The organism is Natronomonas gomsonensis, assembly GCF_024300825.1.
In the GTDB taxonomy this organism is placed as follows: domain Archaea; phylum Halobacteriota; class Halobacteria; order Halobacteriales; family Haloarculaceae; genus Natronomonas; species Natronomonas gomsonensis.
In genome coordinates, this window is record NZ_CP101323.1 from 1,312,572 (window position 1) to 1,337,690 (window position 25,119).

Genomic DNA, 25,119 nt, shown 5'->3' on the forward strand with positions numbered 1-25,119 from the left:
CATAGTACGGTTTCCAGCGTTAAATATAGAGCGCCGGCTATTGCCTGTCGGAAAGAAAATTGAGGAAAGAGTTTCCGGTACTAGTCGTCGTCCGGGGCGGCTTCCTCGGGGACGCTCCCCTCGACAATCGACCCATCGGTGTACTCCTCGCGGATGTCCTTCTTCGAGAACTTGCCCGTGGCGGTTTTCGGCACCTCGTCGATGTACTCGATGGCGTCCGGCAGCCACCACTTGGGGTAGTCCTCACGCAGGAGGTCCATGATTTCCTCGTCGAGGGTGTCCGTGTCGGCATCCTCGCCGGCGACGACGAAGGCGACCGGTCGCTCCTGCCACTTCTCGTGGGGGACGCCGACGACGGCGGCTTCGGCCACGTCGTCGTGGGCCATGATGGCGTTCTCCAACTCGACGGAGGAAATCCACTCCCCGCCGGATTTGATGACGTCTTTCGCGCGGTCGACGATTTGGATGTACCCCTCCTCGTCGACGGTGACCACGTCACCGGTCTTCAGCCAGCCGTCCTCGAAGTCCTCCTCGTTGGCCTCGGGCCGCTTGAAGTACTCCTTGGTGACCCACGGACCGCGGACCCACAGTTCGCCGAACTCCTCGCCGTCCCAGGCGATTTCCTCGTCGTTCTCGTCGATGACCTTGAACTCGACGCCGGGAACCGTGATACCCTGCTTCTTGCGGTGTTTCAGCTGGGTTTCGTAGTCGGCATCCTCCAGACTGCCCTTCAACTGGGAAACGGAGCCCAGCGGCGACATCTCGGTCATCCCCCAGGCATGGAGCAGTTCGACATCGCGGTCGTCGAACCACCGAATCATCGACTCAGGGGCGGCGGAGCCGCCGACGATGACCGTATCCAACTCCGAGAGGTCCACGTCGTTGTCCTCGGCGTAGTCCATCAGGCCGAGCCAGACGGTGGGAACGCCAGCCGAAATCGTGACGCCCTCCTCCTCGATGAGGTGGACGATGTCCTCGGGGTCCGGCGATGGGCCGGGATAGACGTGTTTCGAACCGGCGGCCGTCGCGGTGAAGGGCATCCCCCAGGCGTTGACGTGGAACATCGGCACGACAGGCATTACGACATCGTCGTCGGCCATCGGGATGCCCTGTGGCGTCAGCGACGCCATCGTGTGGCTCCACAGCATCTGATGGGTGTACTCGACGCCCTTGGGGTTGCCCGTCGTCCCGGAGGTGTAACACATGCCGGCGGGCTGGTCCTCGTCGAGGACCGGCCAGTCGAACTCCGTGGAGTGGCCGTCGACGAACTCCTCGTAGGGAGTCGCATCAAGGGCGTCCGTCCCCGTCGAGGACATCACGACGAAGTCGACGCCCTCGAACTCGGGGGCGTCGGCGGCCGCCTGTGCGAGTTTCGGCGCCAGCGACTCGTCGACGAAGACGAGTTCGTCGTCGGCGTTGTCGACGATGTACTGGATGTGCTCGTCGGGCAGAAGCGGATTGATAGTGTGCAGTTGTGCGCCGATGGTCGGCACCGCGAAGTACGTCTCGAAGTGCCGATGGTGGTTCCAACAGAACGTCGCTACGCGGTCTCCCTCCTCGATGCCGTGGGCCTCGAGGGCGTTTGCGAGTTGCGCCGTTCGGTCGTCATAATCGCTGTACGTGTAGCGTTCGATACCCTCGTGTGTCCGTGAGACGATTTCCGTGTCCGGGTACAGGTTCGCCGCACGCCACAAGAAGGGTCGAAGCGTCTGGTCAGTGCCTCCTGGCATGGCCGTCAGTACGAACGACCCCGACTTGGTTCTTGCCACGTCGAATCATGTCAATACCGGCAAAAACAGACGAGAGGTTGCCCCTGACCGCTCAATCGATGCGACGGGACACTGCCAGTCCCTCCCCGAGCGGCAACAGGGTTGTCTCGAAGGCGTCCTCGGAACGGACGTGTTCGAGGTAGGCCGCGACTCCGGTTGCCATATCGTTGACCGAATCGCCACCATCGACGACGAGGCGGTGTATCTCCTCGAAGGAGAAGGGACCGGCGGTCATGTTGTCGGCGACGACGCATCCACCGACCGGCACCTTCGAGCGGACAGCCTCAAAAGCCTCGACGTAGCGGTCCTTCTCGTTGTCGATGAGGACGACATCGATGGGGCCGTCGTACTCCTCGACGATGTCGATGGCATCGCCCAACTCGAAGCGGGCGATGTCCTCGAAGCCGCCCGCCGCGAGGTTCTGGCGGGCATCGTCGAGTTCGTCGGCGTCGATTTCCGTGAGGACGATTTCGCCGTCGTCGGGAAGCGCTCGTGCGAACCAATAGGCCGAGTAGCCGTATCCCGACCCGAACTCGAAGACCCGTTCGGCGCCGACGAAGCCGGCGAGTTGCTGGAGCCACCCGCCGACGGCGGGCCCGACGGTCGGAAAGCCGGTCGCTTCGGCACGTTCGTCCATCTCCCGCAGGACGCCGTCCGGTCGTGGGCCGACCGTGGCGGCGAACGTCTCGACGTCGTCAGGGACGGTCATACCCGCGTCGTCGTCGGGCGCGACGAAAAGCGTACGGGTGGCCGGCGTGTCAGCGACTCCGACTCACCGGGAACGCCACCCGGTCGGGGTTGTCGTTCATCCGCGCGAGGATTCGCTCGTACAGTTCGTTTCGGACCCGAGAGCCCTGCCTCGGGTGGACGAGATACCGCAGTCGCAACTCGACCCACGACTCCTGTTGGACGACGTTCACCGACGGGCGGTCCCGGACTTCGAGTTCGACCGGAGTCTCGGCGAGTCGCTCCCGGTAGGCTTCGATGCGCTCGGCCATTCGGTCACCGAGGTAGTCGTCGGCCTCCTCGACCATCAGTTCGCGTGCGAACTCGAGGTCCGTCTCGAAGGCCACCTGTACGGTCAGTTCGTTCCAGACGAACGGGAACCCCTCCCAGGAGTAGTTGTGGACGTGTGAGGAGAGAACGACGCTGTTCGGGAGCGTGATGATGCGCCCGGAGGGTTGGTGTGAGGAGACCAACTCGCCGTTGATTTCCCACAGCGTCGTCACGAGGAAGTCGACTTCGACGACGTCGCCTTTCGACCCCTCGATGGAGACGCGGTCGCCGACCTGATACGGCCGCTTGACCATGATGTAGAACCAGCCGATGAGCGAGAACAGCGGCTGTTGGAGCGCGAAGGTAACCGCGAAGCCGACGATGCCGAGCGAGAACAGCAATCCGACGTACTGTCGGGTGGCGACCGCCAACACGCCGACGACCGCGGCGGCGATGAACACGAACCGGAGGACGTTCCGAAGGTCGTGCAGACGGCGCTTGTTCGTCGTCCGGGCGGCGACGAAACCGAACACGAGGAGGTACCCGCCGTAGGCGGCGAATCCGACCGCCGCGACGAGCAATCCCTGTGCGATGAGTACGTCCAACGGCACCTCGAAGTACGACCCCGACAGGGGGGCAAAGACGAATCCCCGGACGGCCCCGGAAGCGGCGGTGAGGAGACCGGCGAGCAACAGCAACCCGTAACCGAGACGGCGGTTCACGCCCGAACGTCGGCGGCGGAGTTTAAAAAGATGGCAGCCGTCTCGACGGTATGTACCTCCTCACCGGCTACGAACCGTTCGGCGACCACGACACCAATCCGAGCGCGACCCTCGCGGAGACCTTCGACGGCCGCCGCGTTGCCGGCCACGAAATCGTCGGCGAGGTGCTGCCGGTCGTCTTCGCCGAGGCCGCAGACGAGATGGCCGCGTTGCTTGAGGAGTACGACCCCGACGCAGTCGTCATGAGTGGTCTCGCCGGCGGCCGCAACGGCGTCTGTCTCGAACGAGTCGCCGTCAACGTCGATGACGCGGTGACGGTCCCGGACAACGCCGACGCCGACCCCGAAAACGAACCCATCGACCCCGACGGTCCCGACGCCCGGTTCTCGACGCTTCCAGTCGCCGACTGCGTCAAGGCGCTCGTGACGGAGGACATCCCCGCGCGCCTCTCGAACACCGCGGGGACGCATCTCTGTAACCATCTCACCTACACGACGCTCGGGGCACTCGAAACACGTGACAGCGACGCCCCGACGGGATTCGTCCACCTGCCGTACACGCCGCCGATGGCAGCCGAAAAGGCAGCCGAGAACAACGCCCACCGCGGCGGTGCCGTCCCGCCGAGTCTCTCCATCGAACACCAGCGGCGAGCCGTCGAAACGGTGTTCGAAACGCTCTGATTAGACGCCCGCCAACTCGGCGAGCGCCCCGGCGAGAACGCGCGTCGCGTCAGCACAGTCGGCCTTGCTCGTCCACTCCCGGGGATTGTGCGAGACGCCCTCTCGGGACGGCGCGAACAGCATTCCGGCGTCGGTGACGCCCGCGACGTACATCGAGTCGTGGGCGGCCCCGGAGTGAAGCGACAGCGTCTCGATGCCGGCAGCCTCGCCCGTCTCGTGCAGTGCCGTCCGACACCGCTCGGCCATCGGCGTCGGTTCGAGGTCGAACGGCCGTTCGAGAGCCGTATCGACGCCGCGGTCGGCTTCGAGACGGCCCAGTTCCTCGCGGGCGACGCCGACGAGGTGTTCCATCGAGTCGTAGTCGGTGCTCCGAACGTCGAGGCCCGCCTCGATCTCGCCGGGAACGACGTTCGTCGCGTTCGGGGCCACGTCGAGACTGCCGACGGTCCCGACGGCGGCAGGGTCGGTTTCGGTCCGGGTTTCGGCGGCCCGCTCGACTTCGAGGACGAACTCGCTTGCGGCCGCCAGCGCGTCCGTTCGCTGATCCATCGGCGTCGACCCCGCGTGGTCGGCATCGCCTTCGATAGTGACCTCACAGTGAGTAATGCCGGTGATGTCCGTGACGACGCCCACGGGGACGCCGGCCGATTCGAGTTCGGTGTGCTGTTCGACGTGGAGTTCGAGCCACGCGTCCCACTCGGCGGCGTCGAGACGGCCCTCGCCGGCGAAGCCTATGTCTTCAAGCGCCGCAGCGAGGGTCGTTCCGTCGTCGGCTTCGAGTGCGAGCGCCTCGTCGACGCTACGGACGCCGGCAGCGACCGACGAACCGAGCAACCCGTCGGCGAACCGACCGCCCTCCTCCTCGGTGAAAGAAACGACCTCGATGGGGCGTTGGGGTTCGAACACCCCATCTTGCATCGCCCGAACGGCTTCGAGAGCAGCGTAGATGCCCAGTGGGCCGTCGAAGATGCCACCCTCCGGGACCGAATCGAGGTGACTTCCGGCGGCGATAGGTGCGGCGGATGGGTCGGCGCTCTCGGAGGACCACCGACCGGCGACGTTGCCAACTGCATCGACGCGGACATCGAGGTCGGCCGCCGCCATTCGTTCGAGAAGGTACTCACGCGCCTTTCGGTTGGCGTCGGTACCACAGCGGACGGTTCGACCCCAGCGCTCGGGCGGGTCGCGGACCGTCGCGCCGAAGGCGCCGTTCGCTTCGAGGTCGGCCCACAGTCGGTCGGCGTCGACGGCCGGTCGGTCTGCCACGTCAGTCACGCCACTTGATGGAGCAGCCACGAGAGGGATGGCCCTCGTCCTCGGGCACTTCGCCAGCGAGGACGCTCTCGATTGCATCGCGAATCTCGTAGCCGGGGGTCCCGGAGGGCTCCTCATCGGGGTTCGTCGCGTCGTCGAACCGACCGTGATAGACGAGTCGGAAGTCGTCGTTGTCGTTTCGGAACAGGAAGGGGTCGGGCGTACACACCGCGCCGTAGGCTTTGGCGACGTCCTGTGTGTCGTCGCGGAGGTAAGCGGTGAGGTCGATGTCGCCCGCCCCGACGTACTCCACCATCTTCTCGAAGGAGTCCTCGGGATACTCCTCGGCGTCGTTGGGGTTGATACCGACGACGGCCACGTCCTCGTAGTCGGCGGCGATGGCGTTCATCGCGTCGTATTTCGCCTTCGCGTAGGGACAGTGATTGCAGGTGAACACGACCAACAGGGCGTCGTGGTCGTCGAAATCACCGAGCGTGTACGTCTCGCCGTCGGTTCCCTCCAGTTCGAACTCCGGGGCCAAATCCCCGTGGTCCAGTACGTCCGATTCGGATTCCAGTGCGACCATACCCGTAGTTGGGCGGCCACGCTCCTAAACGCATCCCTACCCCTCGAAGGTCGTCAAAAAGACGGCGTCCGTCACTCGACGAGTCGGGCCAGCAGAACCGACAGTCCCAGCGCGACAGCGGCCGTAGCAGCGACGCCGATGAAGGCGACGCCGACCCCGGACGTTTCGATGAAGTAGCCGAAGATGGGTGGGGCGACTGCGCCACCGCCGGAGATACCGACCGTCATGAGCGCGAAGTTCTTGCCCACGTCGCCGCGCTCGGAGGCGAGGTCGGTGAGCGTCGAGCGGGCGGGCCGCGAGAGGTCGATAGTCGCGGCGAGCACCAACACGAGGCCGACCGCCGCGACGACCGGGACGGCAACCGAAGACAACACGGCAGCGAGAACGACGAGCGAGCCGTATCCGGCGTACAGAAGCGGCATCGGTCCGGTTCGGTCGGCGACGTACCCGCCGCCGAGGAGGACGACCGCGCCGACGACGAGCATGACGCTGGCGACCAGATTCGCGGGTTCCGACGGGAGACCGTAGCCCGAATCCAGAAGCGTCGCAGCGTAGGTTCGAATCCCCCACGCGGCGACGCTGTTGACGAACCACAGCGTCGTCAACAGCAGAATAATCGGGGTGTTGACGACGGTTCGGCCGTAGGCGAGCAGGCGGCCGGTGGCCGAGCGGAGTCGACCGAAAAGCGACGGCGGGCCGGCGAGCGATTCGGGGGGCGAGTCGTCCTCGGCGCGGGCACCGGCACGAGCAATCGAGGCCGGAACACGTCGAACGGCAACGGCGGCGACCCCGGTGTAGACGGCACCGAGGACGGCGATTGCGCCGAAGGCGCCCCGCCAACCGTACCCCAAGGCGACGCTCGCCGGAACGACGGCGAAGGGGACCGCGAGGCCGACGGCGCCGGTGAACCCGTGGGCACTGTAAGCACGCGAGCGGTAGGCGTCCGGAACGGCCGCCGAGAGGAGTGGGTAGTGTGCAGGGTGGTGGCCGGCGATGCCGACACCCATCACCGCGGCGGCGACGAGCAGCCACTCGTAGGTCGGGGCGACAGCAGCCATCGCACAGCCGAGGGTACCGACCGAAAGGGAACCGAGGAGGACTGCGGCGTGACTGTAGCTGTCGGAGACGTAGCCGAGCGGCAGTTGGCCGGCGGTGACGACAAGACTGACGACGCCGACGGCAACCCCGAGTTCTGCCAGCGACGCATCAAGGTCGGCACCCAAGAGCGCGAACGCGGGCGGGAAAAGCAGCAGATAGGCGTGGTTGACGACGTGAGAGCCGGAGACGAGACCGACGACGAGCGGTGCGTGGCTACGCGGCACGCCCGACCGTTGGCGGGCGGGGTATGAAGCCGGTTGGGGTTTCCGTCAGTCGGCGCGAACGGCGACGGGTTCGGGGTCGGCACAGGGCGAGACGCTGACGCCGCCGAAGCGCTCGGCGGCACGGCAGAGGCGGTCGGGGGAGATGCCGGCCTGTCGGGCCGCAGTCTCCAGGTCCAGTGTGCCGTTCTGGTACAGCGTCATCGCCGTTCGAACCGCGTGCTGACTCATACTCGTTCGGATGGTCTTAGGGATAATAATAGTATCGAGAGATAATATACCAAGACATGACCTTATATGCCAGACCACATTATCAATCGTTATATTAACAACACCCTCAGCGTGGGACGGCGTAGCGATGCCTCGCAACGTTTTAGTTCGCAGTAGCGTCGTATTCCGTATGGACCAACCCGACGAACTCCTCGAGTTGCTGTGTGAGAACGCCCGCTACTCCACAGGGGACCTCGCACGCCTGACGGGCCGTACCGAGGCCGAGGTCGAGGCGACCATCGACGAGCTGGAGGCCGAGGGGGTCATCCAGGGGTACACCGCCATCGTCGACTGGGACGAAATCGACGACCAGCGAGTGCAGGCCCACGTCGAGTTGAACGTCACGCTGGACCGGGAGACGAGCTATCGGGACGTGGCCGAACGGCTCGCCGGCTTCCCGGAAGTTCAGGGACTCCGTCTCGTCTCGGGGGATTACGACTTCGCGCTGGAAGTCGAGGGCGACAACATGCGTGAAGTGTCGCGATTCATCAGCGACAAGGTCGCGCCGCTGCCCGAAATCACCCAGACGGTCACACACTACATCATGGAGACCTACAAACAGAGCGGCCACCGCTTCGACGACGGCGGGGACGACGACCGCCTGTCGGTCACGCCATGACGCTGCGACCCTCCGACCGCGTCGCCGAGGTGCCGCCCTCCGGCATCCGTCGGTTCTTCGAACTCGCCGAGGAGATGGACGACGTCATCTCACTCGGCGTGGGCGAACCCGACTTCTCGGCGCCGTGGGGCGCCCGAGAAGCCGCCATCACCTCGCTGGAACGCGGCCAGACCTCCTACACCGCAAACCGCGGGATGCGCGAGTTGCGGGAGGAAATCGCCCGCGACGCCCACCGCTGGAACCTCGAGTACGACCCCGACGACGAAATCCTCGTCACGGCGGGGGCCAGCGAGGCGCTTGACATCGCGTTCCGTGCGCTCGTCAACACCGGCGACAGCGTCGCCGTCGCCCAACCGTGTTACGTCTCCTACAAACCGGGTGTCACCTTCGCCGGCGGGGAGGTAATCGACGTGCCGACCCGCGTCGAAGACGAGTTCAAACTCACCCCCGAGGTACTGTACGAAGCCGGCGCCGACGAGGCCGAGTTGCTCGTCTACTGCTTCCCGAACAACCCCACCGGCGCGACGATGAACCGCGAGGAGTTGGCCGAAATCGCGCAGTTCTGCCGGGAGAACGACGTGGCCGTCCTCTCCGATGAAATCTACGCCGACCTCACCTACGAAGGCGACCACGTCTCCATCGCCGAGTTCGACGGCATGCGCGAGCGAACCATCGTATTCAACGGCTTCTCGAAGGCCTACGCGATGACCGGGCTCCGACTGGGCTATGCGATGGGACCGAGCGAAGTCATCGCCGCGATGAACCGCATCCACCAGTACACGATGCTGTCGGCGCCGACGACCGCCCAGTACGCCGCCATCGAGGCGCTGCGGAACTGTCGGGAAGACGTAGAGGAGATGTGCGCTCAGTACAACCGCCGTCGGAACTTCGTCCTCTCGCGGTTCGAGGAGATGGGCATCGACTGCTTCGAGGCGACCGGCGCGTTCTACGTCTTCCCGGAGTGTCCGGGCGACGATGCCGAACAGTTCGCCGAGGACCTCCTGGAAGCCGAACAGGTCGCGATGGTTCCGGGGACCGCCTTCGGCGCGGGCGCCGACGGACACCTCCGAGCATCGTATGCGACCGGCCTCGAGGAACTGAAAGAAGCGATGGACCGACTCGAACGGTTCATCTCGTAGGGAGACCCCTACTGTCGGAAGCCCCGAGTAAGGGAACCGTACGACTCCGGCCGGTCGCTGCGCCAACGTACGCCCACACACGCGAATCAGGGATTGAGGGGGCCGGAAGCCTTTTTCAAAGGGGCAGCAAAGGGGTGTGGTAATGGCTATCGATGACGCTGACGGCGGAGAGGCCGGTACCGGGGGACCGGCCGTCGACGCCACCGACGCGGAGTCGGCGGAAGTGGAGGCGGACGCCGATTCGGCGTCCGAACCCGAGGAACGCGACCCCGCAGTCGTCGGCGAGTACGACTGGGAGGATTTCAAGGAGGAGTACTTTTACGACGAACGGGGGAACGCACCCGCTGGGGAGGAGTTCGACCCCGCGGAGTACCTCGGCTTCGACCCCGAGGACACCAGCGAAATCGCCGGCGCCGCTGGCCTCGGAGCGACCCAACTCACCGACATCGCAAACGAGCGAACCGTCCGCGTCAACCCCGACCTCGACGAGGACGCCTTCTTCACCGACGCCGACGGTAACACGACCGTCGTCAACCGCTACGACCTCGAAAAGGCCGTCCCACAGGAGAAGAAACACCACTTCCGAGAGGTCGACCGCTACTGGGTGAACGAACCGTACGCCTTCGTCATCATCTTCCACTCCGAGAAGGAAAACGAAAAGAAGTACTACCTCATCGAGCCGCATCTCACCCCCATCGAGTCCGACCTCCGTGAGTTCCTCTCCGGAAAGCTGAAAACCGCTATCAAGTACTCCAGCGACGACGTCGTCGTCGAAGGTGACGAAGACGCCCGCGCCAGCGTCATCGAACGGGAGACCCACGCCTTACTCGACCGATACGACCTCTACGACGATGGTGCGGCCCCCGACGACGAGTCACTCGTCGACAGCGTCAAGGGAGTGTTCGGTCTGGGCGAGGAGACAGCCGAACGGGAAGACGAAGCTACGGAGTTACAGGGCGCCGAGGCCCGACCGGAACCCGCCATCCTCGAAGAGGACTCGAAGACCCTCACCCAGTACCAAATCGAGAAGATACTGTACCTCCTGAAGCGGGACTTCATCGGCTTCGAGCGCATCGACGGCATCAAACACGACATCAACATCGAGGACATCTCCTGTGACGGCTACAACTCCCCCGTCTTCGTGTATCACTCCGACTACGAGCAAATCATCTCGAACATCTACCACGGCGAGGAGGAACTCGACGACTTCGTCGTGAAGATGGCCCAGCGCTCCGGAAAGGGGATTTCGAAGCGAAGTCCGCAGGTCGACGCGACGCTGCCGGACGGCTCCCGGTCACAGTTGACCCTCGGCCGGGAAGTGTCCGACCACGGGACGAACTACACCATCCGGCAGTTCAAGGACGTTCCGTTCACGCCCATCGACCTCATCAACTGGAACACCTTCTCGCTGGAGGAGATGGCCTTCCTGTGGCTCTGTATCGAGAACCACAAGTCGCTCATCTTCGCCGGAGGTACCGCATCCGGGAAGACCACCTCGCTGAACGCGGTGTCGCTTTTCATCCCCTCGAAGGCGAAAATCGTCTCCATCGAGGACACACGCGAGGTCGAACTCCCCCAGCGCAACTGGATTGCAAGCGTCACCCGACCCTCCTTCTCCGACGGCGACAAAGGCGACGTCGACGAGTTCGACCTGCTCGAGGCCGCACTCCGGCAGCGGCCCGAGTACATCGTCATGGGCGAGATTCGGGGCGAGGAAGGTCGGACGCTGTTTCAGGTCATGTCGACCGGTCACACCACGCTGACGACGTTCCACGCCGACTCCGTCGGCGAGGTCATCAAGCGCTTCACCACCGACCCCATCAACGTCTCGAAGACGATGTTCACCGCCCTGGACCTCGTCTCGATTCAGACCTCCACCCGGGTGCAGGGCAACAAGGTCCGCCGGAACAAGTCGCTGACCGAAATCAACCACTACGACCCCGAAAACGACGAAATCAACGTCCAGGACGTCTACCAGTGGCAGGCCGAAAGCGACGAGTTCCTCCAGATGGGCGAGTCGAACACGTTGGACGAAATCATGTTCGACCGCGGGTGGACCCGCGAGGAAGTCGACGAGGAGATTTTCATGCGGAAAATCGTCCTCGCGTACCTCATCGACAATGGCCTGAACACCTACACGCAGGTCGCCGCGACGCTGCAGGCGTTCATCAACGACCCCGAGAGCATCCTCACCATCATCGCCAACGAAGACCTCGAACGCTCCCTAGAGGACCTCCGGGAGATGGAGTCGGTCGAAATCGACATCGACCCCGACAAGGAGGCGATGGTGCCGCGTCCCTCCGCCGACGAGGGGATGCACGAACACTGTCAGGAGATCCTCGACGAGGCGACGGACCTCCTGGATAGCTACCGCGGCAAGGAAGTCGAGGAGGGCATCGCCGGCGTCCTCGACATCGAGGAGGCCGATGACGTCGAGCCTCCGGACGACGATGACGACGGCGAGGACTTCAGCACCGGCGGGTTCTCCTTCGACGCGGCCGGGGGAACCGAGGAGTCGACCGGCGACGGCGAGGCGGCGCCGGACGGCGGGGAAGAGGGCGGAGCAGACCGATGAGCCTGGAGTCGGCGGGCGGAGCCTCCTCGGGCGGGACGGACGTCCTCGCCGACCTGTTTTACCCGCTCTACCAGCGACTGTTCGACGACGACAGCGACTTCGTGGCGAACCTCGAGACGAAACTGGCCGAGGCACGCATCCCGGAGACCGTCGAAATATACCTCTCGAAGTCGCTCGCGCTCGGCGTCATCACCGGGGTCGCGCTGTGGATTGTCGGGACGCTGCTCGGTTACGGCCTCGTCACCTTCGTCATCACCGAACCGCCGACGTTTCTCGCGTTGCCGATGCCCGAGCCGTACCTCTCCATCGTCAACTCCCTGAAAATACCGTTCATCGTCATCGTCTCGGGGCTGTTTTTCGGCTCCATCGGCTTCGGGTCGGCCTTCGGTGGGATGGTCGCCAAGCCGTACCTCGACTCCGACGCCCGGAAACGCGAAATCAACGTTCTGCTGTCCGATTCGGTGTCGTTCATGTATGCGCTGTCGGTCGGCGGCCTCAACCAACTCGAAATCCTCCAGGCGATGGCGAAGGCCGACGACACCTACGGCGAGGTGGCAAAGGAGTTCCAGTCCATCGTCCTCGAAACGGAGTACTTCGACACCGACTACCGGACGGCCGTCAGGAATCAGGCGTTACAGACGCCCTCCGACGAGTTGAGCCAGTTTTTGACCGACATGCTCTCCATCATCAATTCGGGCGGTGACATGGAGAAGTTCCTCGAAGACCAGAAGGAAAAGCACATGCGGACCTCCAAGCAGGAACAGGAGATGGTCTTGGAGACGCTGGAACTCTTCGGAGAGATGTACATGACGCTGTCGCTTTTCCCCCTGCTTCTCATCATCATTCTCGTCATCATGTCGATGCTCGGGGAGGCCCAGGACATGTTGCTGTACGGTACCGTCTACGGGCTGATTCCGCTCATCGGCGTTGGTTTCCTCATCCTCGTCTCGACGGTCGTCCAAGACGAGGTCGGCGACGGCTACCTCTCGGTCGAGGACGGAGAAATCGTCGACGAATCCGAGAAGATGTTCGACCTCGGTATCGCCGAGAGCTACGCCGGTCGATACGGCATCTTCGACCGAATCAAATCCAGAGAGGGAACCTACGTCACGCTGAACCTGCTGAAACAGCCGCACCACTTCTTCCGTGATTACCCGCTTGCGGTGCTCGCGATTACGTTCCCGGCATCGCTCGTGCTGTTGGCGTTTACGGTGATGGCTGGCTTCGCCCCGACGAGTAGGGGCGGACTCGTGAGCGCACCCGTTCGGGGGACGTTCTTCTGGCTGTACCTGCCGCTGTACGTCAACTTCATTCCGCTGACGATATTCCACGAGTGGAACGTCCGCTCGCGGAACTCGATTACGAACAAACTCTCCGACAACCTCCGGAAACTCTCCAGTGCCAACGACACCGGGATGACGCTGTTGGAGTCGCTGAAGGTCGTCGCCGACACCTCCTCGGGTCGTCTGGCCGACGAGTTCCAGACCATGCACGCGAAGGTGAACTACGGGACGAGCCTCAAGACCGCCCTCAGAGAGTTCAACAACAAGTACCACATCCCGCGGCTGGCACGGACGGTAAAACTCATCTCGAAGGCTCAGGAGGCATCGAGTCAGATTACGCAGGTGCTGTCGACGGCCGCACAGGCCTCCGAGAACCAAGACGACATCGAGCGCAACCGCAAGTCCCGAACCCGGATGCAGATGGTCATCATCATCATGACATACGTGACGCTGTTGGGCGTGATGGCGCTACTGAAAGTGGAGTTCCTCGACACGATGGCGGGGCTGACCCAACAGGCCGCCGAAGCCGAAAGCGGCGGCGGCGGTGGCGGTGGCGGACAGTTCGGTGGCGGCCTCGACATCGACATGCTGACGATGCTGTTCTTCCACGCCGTCACGCTACAGGGAGTCATCTCCGGGTTCATCGCCGGCTACATCCGCGACGTGAGCCTCATGGCCGGGCTGAAGTACGTCGTCGTGTTGCCGACGCTCGCACTGCTCGTCTTCATGATGGTGTAATAGAATGGACTCACGAACCCGCGCACAGACGACGCTCGATTTCGCCATCGCGATGGGCATCTTCCTGCTTGCGGTGTCGTTCGTGTTCACGTTCATCCCCTCGCTCACCGCGCCGTTCGTCGACGGCGACCAGGACCAAAGCGTCGCCTCCGACCGGGTGGCGAGTCACCTCTCGGAGGGTGCGTTGGGGTCCCCGGACGAACCGTTCGTCGTCAACCAGACGTGTGCGACAGTGTTCTTCGACGAGTCCAAACAGGATTACACCGCGATTCCTGCCGGCTGTGGGTACAACGGAACGGGCCAAAACGAGCGAGTCGGCCTCAGCGACCGCCTCGATATTCAAATCGAGTTGCTGCACGTCGACCCCGAGAAGACCGGAAGCGCCCGATACCGAGTGGTGTGTGTCGATTCCAGCGGTAACGTAATCCACGAAGGTACCGGTACCTGCGAGACCACGTACCGAATCGGCGAGGAACCGCCCGACACCGAATCAGTCACCGTTGCTCGCCGCGTGATGACGGTCCCGGACTGTTCGTTTGGCGCCGGCGTACAGTCGTGTGACGTAACGCTCCGGGTGAGCGTGTGGTAACATGCGCGGGCAAGCCTACACCTTGGAGTCAGTCATCGCCGCCGTGTTGATAGTGACGAGTCTGGTGTTCGCCCTGCAGGTGACGGCTGTGACGCCGCTGTCGGCGAGTACCTCGAATCAGCACATCGAAAACCAACAGCGGGCCTCTGCGGCGGGCGTGCTCACCGCCGCGGAGGAAGCGGGCGTGCTGAAGGACGCCGTCCTGTACTGGAACGACACCGCCGGCGAGTTCGGCGAGGCCGAGCGGCGAATCTACTACACCAACGGCGAACCCCCCAACGAGTTCGGCAACATCACGGACAGGTCGTTCAGCGGCCGTGGTCTCGCGGTGAACGTCCTCCTGTATCCGGGCAACGGGAACGAGGCGGTCCCGATGGTGTACCGTGGGGAGCCGAGCGACAACGCGGTCAGCGCGAGTCGGACGGTGGTACTGTTCGACGACGACACCCTGACGGCGCCCGGCCACGAGTCGATTACCGTCGAAAACGCCGGAACCTACGGGAAGTACATCCCTGAAGACACCGGGAACAGCGGTTCGGTGTACAATGTCGTCCGCGTCGAGGTGGTCGTATGGCGGATGTGAAAGCGCGAGGACAACTCATTTTGGTCACCGGACTCCTCATCGCCGTCGTCCTCATCGGACTCGCACTCGTGGTCAACGGGGCCATCTACACCGAGAACCTCTCGACGCGGGAGTCCAGCGACGAACCGCGGGAAGCGCTCGAACAGCGTCACGTTACCGAGGGAGACGTTCAATCGCTCATCGACGCCGCGAACCGAAACGCGACGACCGACGACTACGGCATGGTGCGCGGCGACTTCGCCGACGGCTTGACGCAGTGGGCCGACTCCCAGCGCGTCCAGAAGCTCCTGACGGGTCGATTCGTGTCGACCGGACTGAACTCGACGACGGAAGGAACACAGATTCGGCAGGCGAACGCTTCGCGGAACTTCACAGCGGGCGGAAGCCTCGCCGGCGACTCCGACTGGACGCTCGTCGAGAACACCACGGATGTAGGTCCGTTCGTACTCGGTATCGACCGGGCGAGCCTGCTCAATATCACCGACTTCGATACGCTTTCCGACCCCCTCGCCGCCGTCTCCGACAACGCGTTCCACGTCTCGGTCGAAACGCCCAGCGGGACGTGGAAGGTGTACATGTTTCGGGACGGAACCGCCGGGGAAGTGTACCTCTACGTCGTCGACCCCGGCGACGATTTGGGAGCGTTGTCGGGCATCAGTTCGCTCGTCTCGAACTCCTGTGTCGCGGGGGCGACCGGGTCGAGCGCGACCGTCGATTTCCGCGAACCACAGTTCGGCACCGACGCCACCGACTGCCCCGAACTCGGCTTCTACAACACGAGCGTCGTCGGAACGGACCACGACATCCACTACCGGAACGCTCGGACGAGCGCGACCGGACTCGGACTGCTGGGGGAGGCCGACCGTGCTCGGGGAACCTACGAAGTCGTCGTCGACACGCGCGCCGACCGGACGCCGTACTACGGACCGGATGCCGACGCGAGTCCGCGCGCCCGAAGCATCATCCACGCGGTGACGGTCACCGCCGCGTTCAGAAGCGACGGCGTCGTCCACGGGAGCGACGAAATCGAGGCCGAATGGAGCGTGGTGCAATGACCGGAGATGACCGGGCGGTGTCGCCGGTGTTCAGCTACGTGTTGACGCTCGGCATCACGACGATTCTCATCGTCGGCCTGTTGGTGGCCGCGACCGGCTACGTCGACGACCAGCGACGACAGACGACGGAAAACCAACTGCAGGTAATCGGCCAACAACTGTCGGCGGACATCGCGGCCGCCGACCGACTCGCACGGACGGACGGGGCCGAAGACGTTGCCATTCGACGCGACCTTCCGGATAGAATCGTCGGGTCGTCGTACAGCATAAACGTAAAAAGCGACGGCAACGGGCCGACCGAGTACTATCTCGAACTGTCGACTGCCCGCCCCGATGTCACGGTTACGGTCGGCATCGCCTCGGTGACCGACCTCGTGACGACCGGCATCGGGGGCGGCGAGGTGGTCGTCCGCTACGACGCGGCGGCCGACGAACTGGAGGTGGCGAATGCGTAGCGACGGGCGGGCAGTCAGCGAGGTCGTCGGGTTCGTCCTCGTGTTCACGCTCGTCATCGGGACGGTTACCATCGTCTACGCCGGTGGATTCGGCGGGTTGGACGCCACACGTGACGCCGAGCGCGTCAACAACGCCGAGCGCGCCTTCGACGTGATGGCGAACAACTTCGAACAGCTCGCCAGCGGGGACGCACCGAACCGGGCGACCGAAATCAAGCTCTCGGAGGCCTCGCTGTCGACGACATCGAACCGACTGACCACGATTAACGCATCGGGAATCGACACCGCTGCGGGGGCGAATCCGGTTGCGATACGGTACGACTCGGGAGACGGCAGCCAAATCGTCTACGAGTTGGGCGCGGTGATACGAATCGACGACGGGAACGCCGTGATGATTCGTGAGCCGGATTTCCTCTTTGCCGACAATCGAACCGTCGTTCGTTACATTTCGGCGCGTGGGAGCGGTCAAGGGACCGGCGGGTCGACGACGGTTCTGGTTCGGGCCGAGAAACAGAGTACCGCGTTGTTGGCCACCCAAAGTCCCGCAGCGAACGTGACGATACGGATGCAGACTCATCCCGAGCGCGCGGCTGTCTGGGAGGCGTACTTCGAGCGGGAAATAGAGGACACTACCGGAACGTCGAACGATTACTGTGATACGACCAGCGTCGACGTGACGACCGACCGAGTCGTCTGTTATGGGTTCACCGTCGACTCATTGTCAGTCTCACGGGTTCGTGTCGACGTGGAGTTAACCTGACGAGCTCAGCCGAGTTCGACCCGAATCCGGTTGTCGGTGACGTGGAGGAACGTGACGACTTCGCCGTTGCCCTCGTACTGGATGACGCCCTGTGAATCGTCACCCATGTTGGCACTGTTCTGTTCATTGATGCTCATGTCCAAGTCGTCGGACATCGCGAAGTAGTGTTTGACCGGGAGAGCCACTGATTCTTGAGTCCGGTCGTTTGGATACGTGATACTCGCGTCGTCGTCGGAATGTTCGCTGAAGGAGATGGTGGTGTTGAAATCGCCGCTGGGGTCGCTTTGAAGATCGTACTTCCCACCGAGGGTGTCGTAATCCATGTACGTGAAGTTCACACTCGTCGTAGTGAGGTCGACGGTGAGTTCAGGCTCGTCGTTGGCATTACAAGAGATTTCGAAATCACCGTCGCCGTGGCTCTCGTCGTTGACCCACGTGTGGTAGTCCTCCCCGCCGTTTGGGCTGTAATAAAAGATTACACGTGCAGTTCTAGTCTCGCCTGCGGCACAGTCGAATTTACCGCCGCCGCTGGCGCCGACGTATATTTCGATTTCGGTACCCTTGTCGTCCTCGCCGTACATCGACCACCCGAAGTTGTTGAATTCGGAGTTCTGTTTGGTGGAGTCCTTGAATGTGAGTTCGAGTTGGTCCAACGAGTGACCGCTCTCCATGCCGCGGATGTTCAGTTCCTGTCCGTCAAGTACGTTGAACTCCCCCTGCGTCCCGAGCGTGACGAGTTGTGCGGTGACTGTTCCGTCGCTATCACACTCCGAAACCGTGCCGTCGGTCCGGTCTTGGAAGTAGTTTCGCCACCCCTCACAGTATCGACTCGTTATCTCGACGGTCATGTTCCCGTTCTGGACCGGGTTCAGGAGTTTCGTACTGCCGTCGGGGTAGGTCTCGCTTTCGTTGGCGAATATCTGCTCTGCGGTCTCGACACGAGAGATTCCGGCATTTGCGGAGCCGCTGACGCTTCCGTCGCCGGAAACGCGGACGATGGGGAACGTCAGCGTCGCGCGTCGGTAGTGGAACTCCGGCGGGGAGACGAGTTGTGCGTCGCCGTCGTCGTCGGTCCGCCAGACGCCACCGCCCTGATAGGCGAGTTCGCTGTCGTCGGATTCGTAGACGACTGCACCGAGTGAGGCGTTGTAGATTTCGTACTCGTGGTCAGTTGCGTTGCTCTCGTTCCAGTTCTTGTGAATCAGTCGGACGTTTCCGGCGTCCTCGTCGACGGAGTACTGTCCGCTGTTGGTCCCGAACTGCACCCGCTGGGAGTTGGATTCACCCAACGCGACTTGGGCGGCCTGGGAGTCGAACTGCGTCATCGACTGTTCGGCCTGTCCGACGCGGGAGTCCTGTTGGGCGTCGTCGAGTGCGGCGCCGCCGAACACCGCGAGTCCGACCGCACCCGTGAGCGTAATCCCGAGGATGAGCACGATGCCGATGGGCGACGACTGCGCTCTGTCGTCTACACGGGACGGCGGACTGTCCATACACACTTCGGGTGTTACACGACAATAAGCGACGTGGCCGTTTCAGAGCGCGTGTTCGGAGTCTCCGACGTGGGTGCTGCGAACACGCCGTACCGCCCCCACTCCGAGAGTCGACAGTTGCACACATGGTCCGGTGTTCAGACAGTTCTCAGCGATATAAGACATCATAACTGACCGTTCGTTCTAAAATGCACTACTAGACAGAAATGGCCAAAATATTAATATGATATAATGTATTAAACTGAATCCCAATCAATCGTTAAGTGTCTCGGACGTGCTACAGCATGACACGATGGCAGAGAAAGCAACCCTCAAAGAGATCGACCACACACCACCGACGGGCGAGTCGGTGTCGAACGTCTGGGACCGCGGCGTGGAAGACGACGACTGAGTTCCTCGCGTTTATCAGTTCAGTTGTGTTTTCGGAGCCGTGGCTCCCGCGAGATTGAATAGGAACCGGCCGTTTGTCCACGTATGGACATCGATACAGACGAGCTACTCGCCTCGCTGACACCACGAGAAGAGAATCCCGCAATCAAGTCCTACCAGAACACGGTCGCCGTCGCCTGCCCAGCCTGCGAGGAGCCCTTCGACGACCTCGTCGTCTGCAAGCAAAACCCCACGAGCCTCAACCTCTCGAAACAGCTCGACCTCTGTGTCGGCGTCGAGGACGGACAGGCGTTCATCTTCACGCACAAACCCTAGCTCCACGGCCCCACGTCGAAGACGTTGCCGGCCACCCACCCGACGAGAAACGGCGTGACGATGGCCAGACACGCGATTCCCATGTAGCGCGCGGGCGGCGGCTGGAGGGCGAGATAGACGAGATACAGCGTGCCGACGACCGGCAGGGACCGACTGAGAAGCGAACGCACTTTCGAGTACATACGCCCCGTTCCGGGAGCGATGGCCAAGAGCGTGCCGTCTACTGACGGGACCCGTCATGAGAGGCACAACGCTTACCAGAGCGTGACGGCGAGTGACCGGGTATGCGTCGTCGCCAGTATCTCGCCGGCTTGACAATGGCGAGCAGCGTCCTCCTCGCGGGCTGTAGCGGAAACGGTGACACGACGGCAACGCCCGACAGCGAGAACAGCGACATCAGACGGGAGGCGTTCAGGGAGGCCCTGACAGAGAGCGACATCACCGTTCGCGAACTCGCCATCGACGACGAGTCCCACGTCAACCTCGAGTACGAACCCGCCGAACCGACCGAGGAAAGCGTCAGGAACAGCATCGACGCCGCCGCGAGAGCGTTTTTCGACCGCGTGTACGGTGAAAGCGGGTGGGCCGTCGAGCGACTCGACGCTCGCGTCGTCGTCGACGGAACCCTGGTGGCGACGTGGCAGATGAAATCCGAGTGGATAGAGCAGTACCTCGAAGGACGGATTTCCCGCGAGGAGATGGCCGCGAGAGTCGAAGACAGCGTCGAGCGACACGACCAGTAGCACCAATCCGAACCGGGAAATCGCCGCCTTCGATGGCGTCATCGTCACTGACCGAGTAACCGACGACCGACCCGGAAATAAGAACTTTGTCGATTGGGCAATTCTAGCACTCAGGGCGATGGAGGGGATTGGGTGAACAACGAGCGTCCGGGTGAGCGTCTCGGTTCCGACGGCTGATCTCGTGTTGGAGCGGCTGCTCGCCGAACGTTCCATCAGCCACGTCAGAATCGACCGCATCGCTGCCTTCGATGAATCCCTCGTTCCGTATCTGTGGATGACGGAAGCGGACACAGACACCACGACGCAGGCCCTCCGTGCGGACCCCGATGTCGGGTCGTTCGAAGTCATCGATACGTTCGGGTGCGACACCCTCGTCCGCGTCGGATGGGTCCCGGACGCCACCGAGTTCGTCGAGGGACTCACCGAGTCCGATGCGGTCCTCGTCGAGGCGACCAGCGACGCCCGACCGCCGGCCCGTTTTTTAACGCTCCGCGCCCTACCGATTCGTATGACAGTTCCTGACTCCGTGGCGATGGACGACGACGAGCGAGACGCGTTCCTCGGCGACGGCGGAACGGGCGTTATCTCCTTCCCGACCGACGGCGACGAAGCGCCGCACTCGATTCCAGTTTCCTACGGGTACGACACCGCCGAGGAGACGTTCTACTTCCGACTCGCCGCCGGCGAGGGCCGCGAAAAGAGCGACCTCCTCGACCGGTCGGTCTCGTTCGTGACTTACGGCACCACCGATGGCACCTGGCAGAGCGTCGTCGCCGAGGGGCGACTCGAAGAGACGACCGACGCCTCGATTGCGACGGAGACCCTCGAAGGCCTCGAACGCGTCCGGATTCCGCTCGTCGACATCTTCGGACAGCCGCCTGCGGACGTCCCCTTCAAGTTCTACCGACTCGCTCCCGAGTCGTTGACCGCTCGAAAGGAATCCTCGACGAGCGTCTGAGTAATCGAGGACCGCTACACCATAGAACTCGCCGGGACTCCCGCGAGCGAAGCGAGCGGGAGGTCGGCGAGTCCGCTGACTGAGGGAGCGAAGCGACCGAAGGAAGTGGACTCGCCGGGATTTGAACCCGGGGCCTTCCCCGTGCCAGGGGGATGATCTACCACTGATCTACGAGCCCTCGAACGCACCCGTTTCTATCCGGACCGAATTCATAAACCCATCGAAGCGGCGGTCCCTCTGAGGATGCGACACACGTTCATCGGTCGTTCACAACTCCAGTTGGACTAGTGGAAGTGTACCGAGAGTCGCCGTTCGCTCCGTTAGAGTCAAACACCTGCCCGCAGAATCATGTGGTATGAGCACAGAGGGAGAACAGCGAACGATTAGGTGTCTGGTGGCGAAGGTCGGCCTCGACGGCCATGACCGCGGCGCTCACGTCATCGCTCGGGCGTTCCGCGACGCCGGCTTCGAAGTGATTTACTCCGGACTGCACAAATCGCCCGACGAAATCGTCCAGGCGGCGGTTCAGGAGGACGTCGATGTCCTCGGCATCTCGATTCTGTCGGGTGCCCACGACACGCTCGTCCCGAAAATCATCGACGGGCTGAAAGAGTACGACGCCTTCGAGGACACTCTCGTGTTGGTCGGTGGCATCGTCCCCGACGACGACCGAGAGGAACTGTACGAGTTGGGTGTCGCGGAGATATTCGGCCCCGGCTCTTCGATGCAGGACACCATCGATTTCGTCCGCGAGAACGCCCCGGAACGATAGATGACTGAGGAAGCGACGCTCATCGACGACCTGTTGGCGGGAAAACACCGCGCGCTCGCCCGCGTCATCACGAAAATCGAGAACCGCAGTCCGGGGTATCGGGAACTCGTCTCCAAACTGCACGAACACACTGGGAGCGCGGAAGTCGTCGGTATCACCGGCTCTCCGGGTGCCGGAAAGTCGACGCTCGTCGACAAGATGGCATCGACGTACCGCGAGCGCGGCGAGACGGTCGGCGTCATCGCCATCGACCCCTCCTCGCCGTTCACCGGCGGCGCCGTGTTGGGCGACCGCATTCGGATGGCCTCGAACGTCGGCGACATGGACGTGTTCTTCCGGTCGATGTCGGCCCGGGGGTCTCTGGGAGGCCTCTCGACGGCGACGACTGACGCCGTGAAAGCGCTCGACGCCTTCGGCAAGGACAGAATCATCGTCGAGACGGTCGGTGCCGGCCAAAACGAAATCGAAATCGTCAAAACCGCAGACACGGTCGCCGTGTTGGTGCCACCGGGTTCCGGCGACGACGTACAGATGCTGAAGGCAGGCATCCTCGAAATCGCGGACATCTTCGTCGTCAATAAAGCAGACATGGACGGCGCCGACCGCACGGTAAAGGAACTCCGGGAGATGATTCACATGCAGGACGCCGGTCCGATGGCTGGACACCACGGTGCCGACGCCATCGAATCCAGCGACGACACCGAAGACGAGGACACCGGCTGGGAGCCCCAAATCATCGAGACGGTGGCGAAAACCGGCGAAGGCGTCGAGGAGTTCCTCGAAACGCTGGAGAAACACGCCGTGTGGCTCGAAGAGACGGGCGAGTTGGAGGAACAAGCACGCCAGCGGTACGGCGCCGAGATTCGGACGCTGCTTCGGGAAGACACCGCCGACCTCATCGAAACCGAATTAGAGGAGAGAGGCGGTCTGGACGAGTACATCGACGCGGTGTTGGCTCGGGAGACCGACCCCTACACGGTCGCCGACGAGGTCCTCGCACCGCTGGCGGAGTGTGTCGAACGGCAGCGGGACCGGTAGCCGCGAAGGTGGCCGAGGGCGGTAGTTCTAAGCGACGGACGGCCCTGAATCGTCGTATGAACCTGAAGCGACTGCTGGGCGGTACCGCCGTGGGTGTCGGCGCCACCGCCGTCGGCAACCGACTGCTACGCGGGGAGCGTTCGGACCTCGACCCGCCGCTCGGTCGGCCACTGTCGACGTACCGGTGGCGGGGGTTCGACATCGCCTACACCGAGGCCGGCGACCCCGATTCACCAGACCTCGTGTTGTTTCACGGCATCAACGCCGCCGGGTCGAGCCACGAGTTCCGGTACGTGGTCGATGCCTTAGCCGAGGAGTACCACGTCATCGCCCCGGACTTACCGGGGTTCGGCCACTCCGACCGACCACCGCTTCTGTACTCGGGGGCGCTGTACGTCGCGTTCGTCAGGGATTTCCTCCGAGACTGTGCCGACGACCCGACGGTGCTGGCGTCGTCGCTTTCGGCGGCGTACACGGCCGTCGCCGCCGCCGATAGCGACCTCGCGGTCGATTCGTACCTCTTCGTCTGTCCGACCGCCTCGACGATACCGGGCCGGCGAACGTGGCTCCGGTCGCTGCTCCGCTCGCCCGTCGTCGGTGAGGGGTTGTACAACCTCCTCGTCTCGAAGCCCTCTATTCGGTACTTCCTCGTCGACCACGGGTTCGCACGGGAGTCGTCGATTACCGAGGAGTGGGTCGATTACGACTGGACGACGGCCCACCAGCCCGGCGCTCGATTCGCACCTGCCACCTTCGTGAGCGGCTTCATGGACCTCGATGTCGACCTCGGGGCGACGCTCGCGGAACTCGACGTGCCGACGACCATCGTCTGGGGTCGGGACGCCGAGTTGCCGCCGCTGTCGACCGGTCGGACGCTCGCGGAGTCGGCCGAGGCACGCCTCGTGGTCTTCGACGACGCCGACCTCCTGCCACACGCCGAACACCCTGAAGCGTTCGTCGATTTCTTCACCGACTAGGAGAGTTCCACGGACACCGGGACCGCCGACGGTGGGTCCCGCTCCAGCAGTTCTCCGATGGCGTCCAGTTCCGCACGGAGCCCGTCCTCGTCGCCGCTCTCGAGGGCCGCGTGAGCCGCTTCGAGACGGCTTCGAGCCGAGCGAACCGCCTCCTCGCGATCGCGGGCCCACTCGCTGGTGAGTTCGTGGCCGAGCCAGTCGGCGAGCAACTCGACGAACGCCCGTTCCCACCCGGTAAACTCGCCGCGACCGCTACGGCTACAGAAACACAGCGTCCCGTAGCGCTCGTCGCCGACGTAGACGGGCGCTCCGATGTAGCTGTTGAAGCCGTCTTCGGGGGGTTCAGCCGACGCCTCGGCAGTGACGGCGACGGTTCCGCTGTCGTCAAGCGTCGGGTCGCCGATGTCGTCCGCGAACGGTATCTCCCCGTCCGTCGGGAACGGAAGCGCCCCTTCGAGGCTTTCGACGACGACCTCGGTGTCGCCGTCGAAGCCCTGCAGGAACGCCCCGTATTCGAGCTCGAGCGTCTCACGACCCAGCGACAGCAATCCCTCGACGGGCGTCGAGACGCTGTCGATGACGGTTCGGGCGAGGTTTCGAAGCGCCGCTTCCCGGCGGCTGGCTTCGGCCTCGGCCCGGTACCGCGCCGCGGCGTTTTCGATGCGGTTGGCGAGGACGCGCCACTGTTCGCTCCCACGTCGCTTCCGGAAGTAGTCGGTAACGCCCTCGGAGACGGCTTCGCTGGCGATTTCCTCGCTCCCACGGGCGGTGAAGAGGATGAACGGGATGTCGGGTTCCATCTGCCGGACGTACCGGAGGAGTTCGAGACCGGTCATCTCCGGCATGTGATAGTCGCTGACCACGCAGTCGATTCCGCCGTCATCGACTGCCTCGAGTGCCTCGTTGGGGTCCGTCTCGACCCGGATGGAGAACTCCTCGCGAAGTTCGCCGAGTTGATTTGCCATCAGGTCGGCGAGGGAGGGGTCGTCGTCGACGAGGAGAACCCGGATAGAGGCAGCCATGCCAGTTAGGTCGAGATAC

The 25,119-nt window shown here is 63.4% G+C and carries 27 protein-coding genes and 1 tRNA gene; 17 read left to right on the forward strand and 11 right to left on the reverse strand.

The window, feature by feature from the left end; all coding sequences use genetic code 11:
- Nucleotides 1-80: 80 nt before the first annotated feature.
- From NMP98_RS07170 to NMP98_RS07180, 3 genes are all read right to left on the reverse strand, one after another.
- Nucleotides 81-1,730, reverse strand: coding sequence for a long-chain fatty acid--CoA ligase (locus tag NMP98_RS07170; protein ID WP_254860844.1), 1,650 nt, complete (start codon nucleotides 1,728-1,730; stop codon nucleotides 81-83).
- A gap of 91 nt (nucleotides 1,731-1,821) precedes the next feature.
- On the reverse strand, nucleotides 1,822-2,478 hold the full coding sequence (locus tag NMP98_RS07175; protein WP_254860845.1) for an O-methyltransferase: 657 nt from the start codon (nucleotides 2,476-2,478) through the stop codon (nucleotides 1,822-1,824).
- A gap of 49 nt (nucleotides 2,479-2,527) precedes the next feature.
- Nucleotides 2,528-3,487: a mechanosensitive ion channel family protein gene (locus NMP98_RS07180; RefSeq protein ID WP_254860846.1), complete on the reverse strand. Its 960-nt coding sequence runs from the start codon at nucleotides 3,485-3,487 to the stop codon at nucleotides 2,528-2,530.
- Nucleotides 3,488-3,537: 50 nt separating this feature from the next.
- Here NMP98_RS07180 and NMP98_RS07185 point away from each other — a divergent pair, with 50 nt between their 5' ends.
- Complete coding sequence (locus NMP98_RS07185; protein ID WP_254860847.1) at nucleotides 3,538-4,167, forward strand: pyroglutamyl-peptidase I; 630 nt, start codon at nucleotides 3,538-3,540, stop codon at nucleotides 4,165-4,167.
- Here NMP98_RS07185 and NMP98_RS07190 read toward each other — a convergent pair whose 3' ends face one another.
- The 4 genes from NMP98_RS07190 to NMP98_RS07205 all read right to left on the reverse strand — a co-directional run bounded on the left by NMP98_RS07190 (nucleotide 4,168) and on the right by NMP98_RS07205 (nucleotide 7,557).
- Complete coding sequence (locus tag NMP98_RS07190; protein ID WP_254860848.1) at nucleotides 4,168-5,433, reverse strand: Zn-dependent hydrolase; 1,266 nt, start codon at nucleotides 5,431-5,433, stop codon at nucleotides 4,168-4,170.
- Nucleotide 5,434: 1 nt separating this feature from the next.
- Nucleotides 5,435-6,007, reverse strand: a complete 573-nt coding sequence (locus NMP98_RS07195; RefSeq protein ID WP_254860849.1) for a thioredoxin family protein — start codon at nucleotides 6,005-6,007, stop codon at nucleotides 5,435-5,437.
- Between the two features lie 71 nt (nucleotides 6,008-6,078).
- Nucleotides 6,079-7,329 (reverse strand): MFS transporter, encoded by a 1,251-nt coding sequence (locus NMP98_RS07200; protein WP_254860850.1) that lies wholly within the window; start codon nucleotides 7,327-7,329, stop codon nucleotides 6,079-6,081.
- Between the two features lie 45 nt (nucleotides 7,330-7,374).
- Entirely contained in the window at nucleotides 7,375-7,557 is a 183-nt protein-coding gene (locus tag NMP98_RS07205; RefSeq protein ID WP_254860851.1) for a DUF7317 family protein, read from the reverse strand.
- A 169-nt stretch (nucleotides 7,558-7,726) separates the two neighbouring features.
- On the opposite strand from NMP98_RS07205, the gene NMP98_RS07210 reads away from it, so the two are divergent.
- The 9 genes from NMP98_RS07210 (at nucleotide 7,727) to NMP98_RS07250 (ending at nucleotide 17,392) form a co-directional block, all read left to right on the forward strand.
- Entirely contained in the window at nucleotides 7,727-8,215 is a 489-nt protein-coding gene (locus tag NMP98_RS07210; RefSeq protein ID WP_156709335.1) for an Lrp/AsnC family transcriptional regulator, read from the forward strand.
- On the forward strand, nucleotides 8,212-9,354 hold the full coding sequence (locus NMP98_RS07215) for a pyridoxal phosphate-dependent aminotransferase (protein WP_254860852.1): 1,143 nt from the start codon (nucleotides 8,212-8,214) through the stop codon (nucleotides 9,352-9,354). The genes NMP98_RS07210 and NMP98_RS07215 overlap by 4 nt, the downstream gene beginning before the upstream one ends.
- A gap of 142 nt (nucleotides 9,355-9,496) precedes the next feature.
- Nucleotides 9,497-11,929: a type II/IV secretion system ATPase subunit gene (locus NMP98_RS07220; protein ID WP_254860853.1), complete on the forward strand. Its 2,433-nt coding sequence runs from the start codon at nucleotides 9,497-9,499 to the stop codon at nucleotides 11,927-11,929.
- Nucleotides 11,926-13,950 carry a type II secretion system F family protein gene (locus NMP98_RS07225; RefSeq protein WP_254860854.1) on the forward strand — a complete coding sequence of 675 codons (2,025 nt, stop codon included), beginning with the start codon at nucleotides 11,926-11,928 and terminating at the stop codon, nucleotides 13,948-13,950. Before NMP98_RS07220 ends, NMP98_RS07225 begins: the two co-directional genes overlap by 4 nt.
- A gap of 4 nt (nucleotides 13,951-13,954) precedes the next feature.
- Complete coding sequence (locus tag NMP98_RS07230; RefSeq protein WP_254860855.1) at nucleotides 13,955-14,539, forward strand: DUF7287 family protein; 585 nt, start codon at nucleotides 13,955-13,957, stop codon at nucleotides 14,537-14,539.
- 1 nt (nucleotide 14,540) lies between these two features.
- Complete coding sequence (locus NMP98_RS07235) at nucleotides 14,541-15,122, forward strand: DUF7288 family protein (RefSeq protein ID WP_254860856.1); 582 nt, start codon at nucleotides 14,541-14,543, stop codon at nucleotides 15,120-15,122.
- Entirely contained in the window at nucleotides 15,110-16,177 is a 1,068-nt protein-coding gene (locus NMP98_RS07240) for a DUF7261 family protein (protein WP_254860857.1), read from the forward strand. The genes NMP98_RS07235 and NMP98_RS07240 overlap by 13 nt, the downstream gene beginning before the upstream one ends.
- Nucleotides 16,174-16,632 (forward strand): DUF7266 family protein, encoded by a 459-nt coding sequence (locus tag NMP98_RS07245; protein ID WP_254860858.1) that lies wholly within the window; start codon nucleotides 16,174-16,176, stop codon nucleotides 16,630-16,632. Before NMP98_RS07240 ends, NMP98_RS07245 begins: the two co-directional genes overlap by 4 nt.
- Nucleotides 16,625-17,392 carry a DUF7289 family protein gene (locus NMP98_RS07250; RefSeq protein ID WP_254860859.1) on the forward strand — a complete coding sequence of 256 codons (768 nt, stop codon included), beginning with the start codon at nucleotides 16,625-16,627 and terminating at the stop codon, nucleotides 17,390-17,392. Before NMP98_RS07245 ends, NMP98_RS07250 begins: the two co-directional genes overlap by 8 nt.
- Nucleotides 17,393-17,397: 5 nt before the next feature.
- Here the strand turns inward: NMP98_RS07250 and NMP98_RS07255 are convergent, their stop codons facing one another.
- The gene (locus NMP98_RS07255; protein WP_254860860.1) at nucleotides 17,398-18,885 is read right to left on the reverse strand and encodes a DUF7289 family protein; all 1,488 of its coding nucleotides are present in this window, start codon (nucleotides 18,883-18,885) and stop codon (nucleotides 17,398-17,400) included.
- Nucleotides 18,886-19,177: 292 nt separating this feature from the next.
- On the opposite strand from NMP98_RS07255, the gene NMP98_RS19655 reads away from it, so the two are divergent.
- Both NMP98_RS19655 and NMP98_RS07260 read left to right on the forward strand, forming a co-directional pair.
- Nucleotides 19,178-19,276: a DUF7989 family protein gene (locus tag NMP98_RS19655; protein WP_497007562.1), complete on the forward strand. Its 99-nt coding sequence runs from the start codon at nucleotides 19,178-19,180 to the stop codon at nucleotides 19,274-19,276.
- 83 nt (nucleotides 19,277-19,359) lie between these two features.
- Nucleotides 19,360-19,590 carry a DUF7385 family protein gene (locus NMP98_RS07260; RefSeq protein WP_156709345.1) on the forward strand — a complete coding sequence of 77 codons (231 nt, stop codon included), beginning with the start codon at nucleotides 19,360-19,362 and terminating at the stop codon, nucleotides 19,588-19,590.
- Here the strand turns inward: NMP98_RS07260 and NMP98_RS07265 are convergent.
- Entirely contained in the window at nucleotides 19,587-19,772 is a 186-nt protein-coding gene (locus NMP98_RS07265) for a hypothetical protein (RefSeq protein ID WP_254860861.1), read from the reverse strand. The genes NMP98_RS07260 and NMP98_RS07265 overlap by 4 nt on opposite strands.
- Before the next feature lie 102 nt (nucleotides 19,773-19,874).
- Here NMP98_RS07265 and NMP98_RS07270 point away from each other — a divergent pair, with 102 nt between their 5' ends.
- Nucleotides 19,875-20,333 (forward strand): DUF8159 domain-containing protein, encoded by a 459-nt coding sequence (locus tag NMP98_RS07270; protein WP_254860862.1) that lies wholly within the window; start codon nucleotides 19,875-19,877, stop codon nucleotides 20,331-20,333.
- Nucleotides 20,334-20,841: 508 nt separating this feature from the next.
- Nucleotides 20,842-21,291, forward strand: coding sequence for a pyridoxamine 5'-phosphate oxidase family protein (locus NMP98_RS07275; RefSeq protein ID WP_254861296.1), 450 nt, complete (start codon nucleotides 20,842-20,844; stop codon nucleotides 21,289-21,291).
- A gap of 106 nt (nucleotides 21,292-21,397) precedes the next feature.
- Here NMP98_RS07275 and NMP98_RS07280 read toward each other — a convergent pair.
- Nucleotides 21,398-21,469: transfer RNA gene (locus tag NMP98_RS07280), tRNA-Ala, on the reverse strand.
- A gap of 177 nt (nucleotides 21,470-21,646) precedes the next feature.
- Between NMP98_RS07280 and NMP98_RS07285 the strand changes: the two genes are divergently transcribed.
- From NMP98_RS07285 to NMP98_RS07295, 3 genes are read left to right on the forward strand one after another with little or no spacing between them, the layout of a single operon-like run.
- Nucleotides 21,647-22,063: a cobalamin B12-binding domain-containing protein gene (locus NMP98_RS07285; protein ID WP_156709351.1), complete on the forward strand. Its 417-nt coding sequence runs from the start codon at nucleotides 21,647-21,649 to the stop codon at nucleotides 22,061-22,063.
- On the forward strand, nucleotides 22,064-23,101 hold the full coding sequence (meaB, locus tag NMP98_RS07290; RefSeq protein ID WP_254860863.1) for a methylmalonyl Co-A mutase-associated GTPase MeaB: 1,038 nt from the start codon (nucleotides 22,064-22,066) through the stop codon (nucleotides 23,099-23,101). It abuts the gene before it with no gap.
- Between the two features lie 56 nt (nucleotides 23,102-23,157).
- Nucleotides 23,158-24,078 carry an alpha/beta fold hydrolase gene (locus NMP98_RS07295; RefSeq protein ID WP_254860864.1) on the forward strand — a complete coding sequence of 307 codons (921 nt, stop codon included), beginning with the start codon at nucleotides 23,158-23,160 and terminating at the stop codon, nucleotides 24,076-24,078.
- On the opposite strand, the gene NMP98_RS07300 is transcribed toward NMP98_RS07295, so the two are convergent.
- The gene (locus NMP98_RS07300; protein WP_254860865.1) at nucleotides 24,075-25,100 is read right to left on the reverse strand and encodes a response regulator; all 1,026 of its coding nucleotides are present in this window, start codon (nucleotides 25,098-25,100) and stop codon (nucleotides 24,075-24,077) included. The two genes, NMP98_RS07295 and NMP98_RS07300, sit on opposite strands and share 4 nt — an antisense overlap.
- Between the last annotated feature and the right edge of the window lie 19 nt (nucleotides 25,101-25,119).

What these genes read in the sequence shown, in the direction of transcription:
- NMP98_RS07170 (WP_254860844.1), bottom strand. Translation starts at nt 1,730, where the DNA reads ATGCCAGGAGGCACTGACCAGACGCTTCGACCCTTCTTGTGGCGTGCG.
- NMP98_RS07175 (WP_254860845.1), bottom strand. Translation starts at nt 2,478, where the DNA reads ATGACCGTCCCTGACGACGTCGAGACGTTCGCCGCCACGGTCGGCCCA.
- NMP98_RS07185 (WP_254860847.1), top strand. Translation starts at nt 3,538, where the DNA reads ATGTACCTCCTCACCGGCTACGAACCGTTCGGCGACCACGACACCAAT.
- NMP98_RS07195 (WP_254860849.1), bottom strand. Translation starts at nt 6,007, where the DNA reads ATGGTCGCACTGGAATCCGAATCGGACGTACTGGACCACGGGGATTTG.
- NMP98_RS07205 (WP_254860851.1), bottom strand. Translation starts at nt 7,557, where the DNA reads ATGAGTCAGCACGCGGTTCGAACGGCGATGACGCTGTACCAGAACGGC.
- NMP98_RS07210 (WP_156709335.1), top strand. Translation starts at nt 7,727, where the DNA reads ATGGACCAACCCGACGAACTCCTCGAGTTGCTGTGTGAGAACGCCCGC.
- NMP98_RS07215 (WP_254860852.1), top strand. Translation starts at nt 8,212, where the DNA reads ATGACGCTGCGACCCTCCGACCGCGTCGCCGAGGTGCCGCCCTCCGGC.
- NMP98_RS07220 (WP_254860853.1), top strand. Translation starts at nt 9,497, where the DNA reads ATGGCTATCGATGACGCTGACGGCGGAGAGGCCGGTACCGGGGGACCG.
- NMP98_RS07225 (WP_254860854.1), top strand. Translation starts at nt 11,926, where the DNA reads ATGAGCCTGGAGTCGGCGGGCGGAGCCTCCTCGGGCGGGACGGACGTC.
- NMP98_RS07230 (WP_254860855.1), top strand. Translation starts at nt 13,955, where the DNA reads ATGGACTCACGAACCCGCGCACAGACGACGCTCGATTTCGCCATCGCG.
- NMP98_RS07235 (WP_254860856.1), top strand. Translation starts at nt 14,541, where the DNA reads ATGCGCGGGCAAGCCTACACCTTGGAGTCAGTCATCGCCGCCGTGTTG.
- NMP98_RS07240 (WP_254860857.1), top strand. Translation starts at nt 15,110, where the DNA reads ATGGCGGATGTGAAAGCGCGAGGACAACTCATTTTGGTCACCGGACTC.
- NMP98_RS07245 (WP_254860858.1), top strand. Translation starts at nt 16,174, where the DNA reads ATGACCGGAGATGACCGGGCGGTGTCGCCGGTGTTCAGCTACGTGTTG.
- NMP98_RS07250 (WP_254860859.1), top strand. Translation starts at nt 16,625, where the DNA reads ATGCGTAGCGACGGGCGGGCAGTCAGCGAGGTCGTCGGGTTCGTCCTC.
- NMP98_RS07255 (WP_254860860.1), bottom strand. Translation starts at nt 18,885, where the DNA reads ATGGACAGTCCGCCGTCCCGTGTAGACGACAGAGCGCAGTCGTCGCCC.
- NMP98_RS19655 (WP_497007562.1), top strand. Translation starts at nt 19,178, where the DNA reads ATGGCAGAGAAAGCAACCCTCAAAGAGATCGACCACACACCACCGACG.
- NMP98_RS07260 (WP_156709345.1), top strand. Translation starts at nt 19,360, where the DNA reads ATGGACATCGATACAGACGAGCTACTCGCCTCGCTGACACCACGAGAA.
- NMP98_RS07265 (WP_254860861.1), bottom strand. Translation starts at nt 19,772, where the DNA reads ATGTACTCGAAAGTGCGTTCGCTTCTCAGTCGGTCCCTGCCGGTCGTC.
- NMP98_RS07270 (WP_254860862.1), top strand. Translation starts at nt 19,875, where the DNA reads ATGCGTCGTCGCCAGTATCTCGCCGGCTTGACAATGGCGAGCAGCGTC.
- NMP98_RS07275 (WP_254861296.1), top strand. Translation starts at nt 20,842, where the DNA reads ATGACAGTTCCTGACTCCGTGGCGATGGACGACGACGAGCGAGACGCG.
- NMP98_RS07285 (WP_156709351.1), top strand. Translation starts at nt 21,647, where the DNA reads ATGAGCACAGAGGGAGAACAGCGAACGATTAGGTGTCTGGTGGCGAAG.
- meaB (WP_254860863.1), top strand. Translation starts at nt 22,064, where the DNA reads ATGACTGAGGAAGCGACGCTCATCGACGACCTGTTGGCGGGAAAACAC.
- NMP98_RS07295 (WP_254860864.1), top strand. Translation starts at nt 23,158, where the DNA reads ATGAACCTGAAGCGACTGCTGGGCGGTACCGCCGTGGGTGTCGGCGCC.
- NMP98_RS07300 (WP_254860865.1), bottom strand. Translation starts at nt 25,100, where the DNA reads ATGGCTGCCTCTATCCGGGTTCTCCTCGTCGACGACGACCCCTCCCTC.